The 9,118-nt window shown below is 67.8% G+C and carries 8 protein-coding genes and 1 pseudogene; 7 read left to right on the top strand and 2 right to left on the bottom strand.

Translation table 11 applies throughout. The features are described 5' to 3' along the window. Position 1 precedes the first annotated feature (1 nt). Both C1A30_RS22965 and C1A30_RS22955 read left to right on the top strand, forming a co-directional pair. A pseudogene (locus C1A30_RS22965) lies at positions 2-1,493 on the top strand (PPE domain-containing protein). Beyond that, entirely contained in the window at positions 1,490-1,783 is a 294-nt protein-coding gene (locus tag C1A30_RS22955) for a type VII secretion protein EsxS (RefSeq protein ID WP_101950677.1), read from the top strand. Before C1A30_RS22965 ends, C1A30_RS22955 begins: the two are co-directional and overlap by 4 nt. A 23-nt stretch (positions 1,784-1,806) precedes the next feature. Here the strand turns inward: C1A30_RS22955 and C1A30_RS22950 are convergent, their stop codons facing one another. Beyond that, on the bottom strand, positions 1,807-3,015 hold the full coding sequence (locus tag C1A30_RS22950; protein WP_101950676.1) for an IS110 family transposase: 1,209 nt from the start codon (positions 3,013-3,015) through the stop codon (positions 1,807-1,809). Between the two features lie 246 nt (positions 3,016-3,261). Here C1A30_RS22950 and C1A30_RS22945 point away from each other — a divergent pair, with 246 nt between their 5' ends. The 5 genes from C1A30_RS22945 to eccE are packed head-to-tail and all read left to right on the top strand — an operon-like array spanning position 3,262 to position 7,920. Further along, positions 3,262-3,549 (top strand): WXG100 family type VII secretion target, encoded by a 288-nt coding sequence (locus C1A30_RS22945; protein ID WP_101950675.1) that lies wholly within the window; start codon positions 3,262-3,264, stop codon positions 3,547-3,549. Continuing rightward, positions 3,550-4,407, top strand: coding sequence for an ESX secretion-associated protein EspG (locus tag C1A30_RS22940; RefSeq protein WP_101950674.1), 858 nt, complete (start codon positions 3,550-3,552; stop codon positions 4,405-4,407). Further along, positions 4,389-5,786: a type VII secretion integral membrane protein EccD gene (gene eccD / locus C1A30_RS22935; protein WP_101950673.1), complete on the top strand. Its 1,398-nt coding sequence runs from the start codon at positions 4,389-4,391 to the stop codon at positions 5,784-5,786. Before C1A30_RS22940 ends, eccD begins: the two co-directional genes overlap by 19 nt. Then, entirely contained in the window at positions 5,783-7,126 is a 1,344-nt protein-coding gene (mycP, locus tag C1A30_RS22930) for a type VII secretion-associated serine protease mycosin (RefSeq protein ID WP_101950672.1), read from the top strand. Before eccD ends, mycP begins: the two co-directional genes overlap by 4 nt. Further along, positions 7,123-7,920: a type VII secretion protein EccE gene (gene eccE / locus C1A30_RS22925; RefSeq protein WP_235010154.1), complete on the top strand. Its 798-nt coding sequence runs from the start codon at positions 7,123-7,125 to the stop codon at positions 7,918-7,920. The genes mycP and eccE overlap by 4 nt, the downstream gene beginning before the upstream one ends. Here eccE and C1A30_RS36140 read toward each other — a convergent pair. After that, entirely contained in the window at positions 7,907-9,115 is a 1,209-nt protein-coding gene (locus tag C1A30_RS36140) for a S9 family peptidase (RefSeq protein WP_142392651.1), read from the bottom strand. The two genes, eccE and C1A30_RS36140, sit on opposite strands and share 14 nt — an antisense overlap. Positions 9,116-9,118: the final 3 nt, after the last annotated feature.

Here is a 9,118-nt window from a genome sequence, read left to right as displayed (position 1 = left end):
CATGACCGCCCCCGTCTGGATGGCGCTGCCACCCGAGGTGCATTCGGCGCAGCTGTCGAGCGGCCCTGGACCCGGGTCGCTGCTGGCCGCCGCAGGGGCGTGGCAGTCGCTGAGCGCCGAATACGCCTCGGCGGCAGCCGAACTCACCGGTGTGCTCGGCACCGTCGCCGCCGGGTCATGGGAGGGACCCAGCGCCGACCAGTACGCCGCCGCCCATACGCCCTATCTCGGCTGGCTGGCAGAAGCCGGCGCGAACAGCGCCGCCGCGGCGGCACAGCACGAAACCGCGGCCGCGGCGTACACCACCGCGCTCGCAGCCATGCCGACGCTGGCGGAACTCGCGCTCAACCACACCACTCACGCGATCCTGCTGGCGACGAACTTCTTCGGTATCAACACCATTCCGATCACACTCAACGAAGCAGACTACGTCCGGATGTGGATTCAGGCGGCCACCGCGATGGCCACCTATCAGGCCGTCGCAGGCGCCGCGGTGGCCGCCACGCCTGCGACGTCGCCTGCACCGTTCGTGCTGACTCCCGGCGTCGGAGAGGCGGGGCGCGCCGCGGCGGACGGCAGCCAGTCTGCGGCCCAACTCCAGGCCGCCGACGCCGGCGCGGGCCAGAACATCGCAGACCTGATCGCCCAACTGCTGAAGTGGGACTCCGACTACACGTTTCGGCTGTTCGAACCGATCATCAACTTCCTCCAGGACCCGATCGGCAACTCCTTCCAACTGATCACCGACTTCCTGACCAATCCGTCGGAGGCGCTGGTCACCTGGGGACCGTTCCTGTTCGCCGTTGCCTACCAGGTGTTCTCCTGGGTCGGCGCGTCGCTGACGTATCCCCAGTTGTTGATCCAGCCGCTGTTGGCAGTCACGCTGGGCGTGATCGGCGGGTTGGCGCCGCAGTTCCTCGAGCAGACAGCGCCGCCAGCGGACGCGCCCGCAGACGCTCCCGCGCCCGCCCCACCCGCGCCGGCCCGCGCGGACCAGCCGGGCGTCTGGCCGGTGGCCGGTGTCGCCCCTGATAAGATAGAGTGAGTTGGTGCCAGAATCATGTATAGACATAAGTCAGTAATAAGTATATATAATATGATTTTTTATCAAAGCTACAACGACACACAAGAGTACGCCGGGTAGGAGCGTGGGCGGCGTAAAATATATAAAAAAGACCGCGGCGGCGTCGAGTGCTGCGCCGCCCCGCGAACGGCGTCGTGCCCGCAAGAAGCGGGGTGCCATCGCCCGCCACTACGGCGACGAGTACATGGACATGGACGCAGGACCCGACCCGGTCGAGGCACCGGGCGCGAAGGCATCCACCCGCGGGGCCGGCCCGATGGGCTTCTCCGGAACCCGGCCCACAACCACCGCGGCGGCGGCCGGATTGACCACGCTGCAAGGTGATTCGTTCGGCGGTGGACCCGTCAACCCGATGCTGCCGTCCACGTGGGACGACCACGACAAACCCGAGAGAAAGGAAGATCAATGAGCATGCTGGACGCACACATTCCGCAACTGGTCGCCTCAGAGGCGGCGTTCGGCGTCAAGGCCGCGCTGATGCGCAGCACCATCGCACAGGCCGAACAGGCCGCTTCGTCCGCGCAGGCCTTCCACATGGGCGAATCCGCCGCCGCATTCCAGGCCGCGCACGCCCGGTTCGTCGAGGTCTCCGCGAAGATCAACACGCTGCTGGACATCGCGCAGGCCAACATCGGCGACGCCGCGGGCAGCTACACGGCAGAGGACGCCGCCGCCGCCAGCACCTACACCGCCATCTGAGGAAAGGACTCTCAATGAAGAAGTCAAGCCGCCGATTTGGTGATCGGGGGTGAGTCAGGTTGCCAGGTGCGGTTATCACGGATGAGGGCGTAGAGGACGTTGGTGCGGCGTCTGGCCAGGCAGATAGTGGCCGGGATCGGCCGCTTCCCCTCGTCGCGTTTGCGTTGGTAGTAGGCCCGGGAATGCGGGTCGCAGCGGATCGCTGTCAGTGCGGACATGTACATCACCCGGCGCAGTCGACGGCTGTAGCGCTTGGGGGTGTGCAGTCGTCCGGTGCGTTTCCCCGAATCTTTGGGCACTGGAGCCAATCCGGCCCAGGCGGCCAGTTGGTCAGCCGATCCGATCAACGCGGGATCACCGACGGCGGCCAGGAATTCGACGCCGAGCCGAAACCCCATGCCGGGCAGGCTGGTGATCACCTCGGCCAGGGGATGGCGGCGAAATCGGTCCTCGATGTCAGCGTCGGCGGCTTTGATGCGGTCATCGAGGTCAATCACCCCCTGCGCGAGTTTCGCCACCAGCCCAGCGGCGACCTCTTCGCCCGGCAGTCGGACAGTTTGAGACTTGGCGGCTGCCACGGCCGCCGCCGCGATCGTCGCAGCGTTACGCACCCCGGCGTCAGTGAGAACCCGGGTCAGCCGCGTGATGCCGCTCTGCCGAATGGCTTTCGGGCGTTGGTAACGCGCCAGCAGCACCACCCAACCGCGATCCTGGGTCATCGCAGCGGCTCTCTCCAACGCCGGACACACCGCAACGAGCTGGTGGCGCAGCCGGTTGATCGTGCGGGTACGGTCAGCCACCAGATCAGCGCGATGAGCGGTGAGCATCCGCAGTTCGGTGATCAGCTCGTCGTCGGGATGCAACACCGGCAGATCGGCCCCGCGCATCCGCGATTGATCGGCGATCACCCGGGCGTCTTTGGCGTCGGTCTTGGCCTCACCGCCGCGATAGATCGTCGAGGCCTGCCAGACCGCGCGGCCGGCCAGATAGCGCACCGACTTTCCGGCATCAGCCAGCACCGTCAACAACAAGCTCGCATACACCGTGGTCAAATCCACCGTCCACGACACCCGCTCGGCAAGTTGGTCCACCTCGGTGACGAGATCACGGATCTGCCGCTCGTCGTTGACGAGCTTGCGCGAGAACACCATCGCGCCCTTGTCGTCGACCACGGCTACCCAGTGATGCTCCTTGCCGATATCCGCACCAGCCCACACCTGGCCTGCTGTCATCGAACCTCTTTTCACTTGTCTGCCAACACGATCCCCACGGACAACCCCGCCAGCATTTCCTTAAACAAGCGATCACATCGCAGATCTCAATCAGCGGCCAGAGGAAGTCCAGGCGGGCCGGGCGGCCAGTCCTTTCAAGCCGCACCAACGAGGCCGGCAAACGACCATCACCTCACCCGACCCACCCGGGTCACAGCACAACGTAACAACACGAAGTAACTGCACCTACGAACTTAAGGAACACCCATGTCTCAGATCATGTACAACTACCCGGCCATGCTGGCGCACGCCGGCGAGATGGCAAGCTACGCAGGCGCTCTGCACGCCGTCGGCGCCGACATCGCCAGCGAGCAGGCCGCGCTGGCGAGCGGATGGCAGGGCGACACCGGGATGACCTACCAGGCGTGGCAGGCCCAGTGGAACGCCGCGATGGAGGAACTGGTCCGCGCATACGGCGCGATGGCGACCACACACGAGACCAACACCATGTCGATGAGCGCCCGGGATCAGGCCGAGGGCGCCAAATGGGGTTGAGTGAGCGCGAATGCAGTTGAGCTGACCGTCGACTCGGCATGGTTCCTCGCCGAGGCGTGCGGCGCAGGCTCGTTCCCGTGGGTGCTGGCGATCACCCAGCCGTACACCGACCACGCGCACCGCGCCGCGTTCGTGGCGGCACAGACCGATGAACTGAGTCGGCTGGGCGTGGTGGCGGCAGACGGCACCGTCGATCCTGCTGTGACGCAGTGGATTCGGGCCACCTGCCGGCCCGCTTCGTGGCTGGAAATGCGGTTCGTCAGGCGCCGCGGCGAGATGCTGCGTGGCGTGGTCTCACGCACCGACGGCAGGACGGTCGTCGCGCTGCGGTCCGCGGATCTGGTCACCTTCACCGCGATGGACATCGACCATCCGCACGCGCTGGTGCCTGTTCTGACGGCGGGGCTGGACGGCAAGTCGCCCGCCAGCTTCGACGAGTTCACGCTCCCGACTCGCGCAGGCGCACGTGCAGACGAACGACTACGGGCCGGGGCCGACCTGCGAGACACGATGGAGTTCCTGGCAATACCGTCCTCGGCGCGAGCCGCAGTGGAAGCGGCGTTCGACTGGCGCCGGACCCACGTGGAGATCGTCGCCGGGCAACACCGCGACGGTCACCACATCACCACCGACGTCGGCGTGAGCATCGTCGACACCACCGAAGGCCGCATCCTCGTAAGCCCGTCACGGGCGTACGACGGGGAATGGGTGTCGACCTTCGCCTCCGGCACCCCGACAGCGATCGCCGCTGCGGTCGACCGCCTCACCGCCACGCTTCCCGACGGGTCATGGTTTCCCGACATCAACCTGGCCCGAGACTTCGACAGAACGGAAAACCGATGCCCGACACCGCTGTAATGCCGATCGTGCGGGTCGCCGTGCTCGCAGACGCCGACGACGGTGGCCGGATGACCGAACTGGCGCTGCCCGCCGAGCTACCGCTGCGCGAGATCCTGCCCGCGGTGCAACGCATTGTGCTGCCGGTCGGCGAGGACGCGGACCCGCCGGGTCTGCTCAGCCTCGCCCCCATCGGCGGCGCGCCGTTCAGCCTCGACACCACCCTCGACACCGTCGGCGTGGTGGACGGTGATCTGCTCGCCCTGCAGCCGCTGCCAGCGGGTCCGTCAGCACCACGCATCGTCGAAGACATCGCCGACGCCGCGGTGATCTTCTCGGCGGCGCGGGAACGCCCATGGGGTACAACGCATATCCAGCGCGGCGCCGTCATCTCGGTGATCGGGCTGATACTGGTGATCACCGGTCTCGGGGTAGCGCACCGTTTCGCGACCGGTACGGCGCTCGGACAGTTCGTGGTCAGCGCGGTGGCCGCCGTCACGGTGCTTGCCGCGCTCGTCAGCCGCCTGCGGTCACCGCGGCTCGCCGCTTGGCTGGCGGTGACGGGACTGGTGCCGGTGTGCGCGGCGTTCCTGCTCGCTGTGCCAGGCGAATTCGGGTCGGCTCAGCTGATGCTGGCCGCCGCAGGAGTGACGGCGTGGTCGATCGTCGGCATCACCATCGCGCAATGCGCGATCGCGGTGTTCACTGCCACCGCAGTGGTCGGCCTCGGCGTGCTGCTTGCCGCCGCTGCGGACACGTTGTGGGAGTTGCCGATTGCGACGCTCGGCTGCGGCCTGGTCTTGTTGGCACTCCTGGTCACTGTGCAGGCCGCGCCGTTGGCGGCGCTGTCGGCCCGGTTCCCGCTGCCGGTCATCCCCGCGCCCGGTGATCCCGCTCCGACGGTGCAGCCGCTTTCGGTGCTCGAGGATCTGCCGCGCCGGGTCCGGATCAGCGACGCGCACCAGACCGGGTTCATCGCCGGTTCGGTGCTGCTGTCGGTCACCGGATCGCTGGCCCTCGTCGGTCCGTCCTCGGCGTCACCGTGGGCGTGGTACGTGGCGGGTGCGGCAGCTGCGGGTGCGACTCTGCGTGCGCGAGTGTGGGATTCGGCGCCGTGCAAGGCATGGCTGCTCGGGCATTCCTATTTGCTGACAGTCGCGCTGTTGGTGACGTTCGCCGTCACGGAGCGCTACGACGCGGCGTGGTGGGCGGTGGCCGCGCTGGCGGTGCTGGTCGCAGTGTGGGTGGTGGTCGCGCTGAACCCGTCGATCGGCTCCCCGGACAGCTATTCGCTGCCCATGCGGCGGTTGGTCGGGTTCGCCGCCTCGGCGATCGACGCGTCAGTGATCCCGGTGATGGCGCACCTCGTCGGCCTCTTCGCGTTGGTGCTGAACCGGTGATCCAGCGGGTGATCGGCTTACTGGCCGTCGTTTTCGCCCTGGCGGTGACTGCGGGGCCGCCTGCGGGTGCCGTCGCGCCGCCGGAAGTGGCTCAGGACGCCGCCCCGCCGACTGGCAACGCCGGACCGGTGGTGCCGATGGCGCAGCGCGGCCAGTGCGTGACGACAGGCGTGCTGCCGAACACCGATCCCCGCACCGCCACACCAAACCAGCTGTCGCTCAACCTGTCCGAAGCATGGCGGCACAGCAGGGGAGACGGTCAGACGGTCGCCGTCATCGACACCGGCGTGCAACCGGGACCACGACTGCCCAACGTCGAAGCGGGCGGCGACTTCCTCGAATCCACCGACGGCCGGACCGACTGCGACGGTCACGGCACCCTGGTGGCCGGCCTGATCGCGGGTCAACCCGGTGACGACGGCTTCTCCGGTGTCGCGCCGGGCGCGCGGTTGATCGCGATCCGTCAGACGTCGGCCAGGTTCGCACCGCGCAGCCCCGGCCCGGACCCGGCGTCGGCGCGGGCGGCTGTGGAGGTGGCGAGCCTGGCCCGCGCGGTGGTGCGGGCGGCCGACCTCGGTGCGCGGGTGATCAACATCTCCGCGGTGACATGCCTGGCCGCGAACAAGACGGTCGACCAGACGGAACTCGGGGCCGCCCTGAAATACGCGGCAGTGCAGAAGGACGCGGTGATCGTCGCCGCGGCAGGCAACATCCGCGGTGGGCTGACCGCGGGATCGACGTGCGAGACGAACTCCGGCGGCTGGGCTGACGTCACGTCGGTGTCGATCCCGTCGTGGTGGCAGCCGTTCGTGTTGTCCGTCGGCTCGGTCGCGGAGAACGGGATGCCGTCCGAGTTCAGCATGGCGGGCCCGTGGCTCGGCATCGCGGCGCCCGGTGAGCACATCGTCTCGCTGAGCAACGCGCCAGGCGGCGGGTTGGCGAACGGGCTTCCCAACGAACAGTCGGAGCTGTTCGGAATCAGTGGCACCAGCTTTGCCGCGGCCTACGTCTCCGGTGTTGCGGCGTTGGTGCGCAGCAGGTTTCTCGATCTGACGGCGGCCGAGGTGATCCACCGGATCACCGCCACGGCGCGTGGTGCGGCGCGGTCACCGTCGAATGTGGTCGGCGCCGGCCTGGTGGATGCGGTGGCCGCACTCACCTGGGACGTCACGCAGAGCCCGCGGTCCGATCCGGCGGCGGTCAGGCAGGTCGCGGCGCCGCCGACACCGCCAGAGGCGGACACCACGCCGCGCAACGTCGCGTTCATCGGCGCGGCAGTGCTGCTGTCGGCTGCAGTTGTTGCCGTCGGCATTCATCGACGAAAGGAGTCGGGCCGATGACGGCTCGGATGGCGCTGGCGTCGTTGTTCATCGTCCCCGCCGCGATGGCGTACCCGTGGCGGTCGACGGGCGAACGCTGGCTGCTCGCGGTCGCGGTGGTCGTCGTGTGTGTGCTGTTCGCTTCGTGGCGAGTCGCTTTCGTCACGACACGGTTGCGCGGTCGGTCCGCGGGCGCGCATCAGTCGTCGCTGTTCACCACCGTGCTGCTACAGGTCGACGGGCCGGACCAGATGCCCGTTGGCTTGATCGCAGGCTATCTCGACCGCTACGGCGTGCGGTGCGACAAAATCCGGATCACCAGCCGCGACCTCGACGGTGTGCGAACCAGGTGGATCGGTCTGACGTTGGGCGCCGTCGACAACCTCACCGCCCTGCGGGCCCGCTCACCGCGAATCCCTCTGCACGACACCGCCGAAGTGGTAGGCAGACGGTTGGCGGCACACCTGCGTGAAGCGGGGTGGGACGCCGTTCTGGCCGACTCGGCCGACGGCCCTGTGCGCCCTGGCGCGAAGGAGAAATGGCGCGGACTTCGTGACGACGCAGGCTACCTCGCCGCCTACCGGGCTCCAGATCTCGAAGGCATCCGTGCCGTGCCGACGGCAGAGTTGTGGACTGCGCTGGAGATCAGCGGCAGCGCAACCGATTTGCGCACCACGACGGTATGCGCGATCCGCACGCCGGACAAGCCGGTGGGTATCGCAGGCCTCACCCCGTTGAACGGCCGTCACCGTCCCGCACTCGACGCGCTGAGTCCTTCGTCGACGCAACGAATCGACGCGCTCATTGGAACATGAACTCGCCCATGAACTTCGTCATCCGGCGCAGATAGTCGGGCTGGCTGACGTGCAGGATGTGGTTGCCAGGGAACCAGTGGAACGCGCACCGGTCCCAGTGCTCCCACAGCATCTCGGCCTGTTCGGGCGGCGCCAACCTGTCGCCGAGGCCGGTGATGATCAGCCGTCGATCCTTCGGCACCAGCGGCGGGTAGTTCAGCGGCGACGGGTACTTGGTGGCCTCCCGCACCACTTCCTCGCCCGCGCCCGCGATCAGATCGCGTAGCCGGACCGCGTAATTGGCGGGAAACCACTCGTCGACGGTCCTGTCCGGGGTGACGACGGGGACGTTCGGGATCACCGCCTGAATGCGGTCGTCGACACAGGCGATCAGCGCCGAGGTGTATCCGCCGAGTGACATTCCGGTCAGCGCCACCCGGTCCACGCCGGTGAACTCCAGATAATCGATGAGCGACCGGAAGTCGTGAACGGCCTGCGCCATCGCCTCCGCGAATCCGGCGAAGCCGTGCGCGAAGAAGCCGTAACCACTGAAGGGTGAACCTTTTTCCGCCCGCGCACCGTGAAAAGGCAAGGTGTACAACAGGACGTCGTAGCCGGATCGGTAGAACCACGGCAGCGAGAAGAACAGGCCGTTGAACAGATACGGCGATCCCATGAACCCGTGGATCACGCACAGGGTGGGGTGCGGGCCGTCGTCGTGCACCCAGTGTTGTGCGCGTACCACGTTGTTGCGGACATTCCCGCGGCAGTGTTCGCGCAGCGCGGGATTGACCGCCTCGAAGCTGCTGTCGAAGCGGATGTTGTTCACCCGGCCTTTGGCCATCCATTCGGCGACGGGGTTGGCGGGCCGCGACGAGATCCGAGGTGCCTCGGTCGGCTTCGGAAAGGACAGGTCCGGGTCGCGCACGCTGGCCAGTTCGGCGTAGAAGCGCAGGTGGTCGCGCTCAGCTCGGGCCTGCGACCGGCGCAGGGCCGACGCGAGCAGGGTCGGCACCATCGTGACGCTCAGCAACGACGCGATCGCCGTGCGCAGGCCGATGTCGGCCACCGCGGACGAGTCGACGATCAGCCGTTGTCGCAGCGTGAGGTCGATGCGCCGGGGCAGTCCTCGCGCGGACGCGTCCGCGCCGGGCACATCGGGGACGGGGATGGGCGGATCGACGGGCACGGTGTCGGAGTCCCGCGAACTGGCCACATC

The sequence above is a fragment of the Mycobacterium sp. 3519A genome (genome assembly GCF_900240945.1).
In the GTDB taxonomy this organism is placed as follows: Bacteria; Actinomycetota; Actinomycetes; order Mycobacteriales; family Mycobacteriaceae; genus Mycobacterium.
Note: the sequence above shows the minus strand (reverse complement) of the source record. Positions and strands in the feature narration are given on the sequence as shown.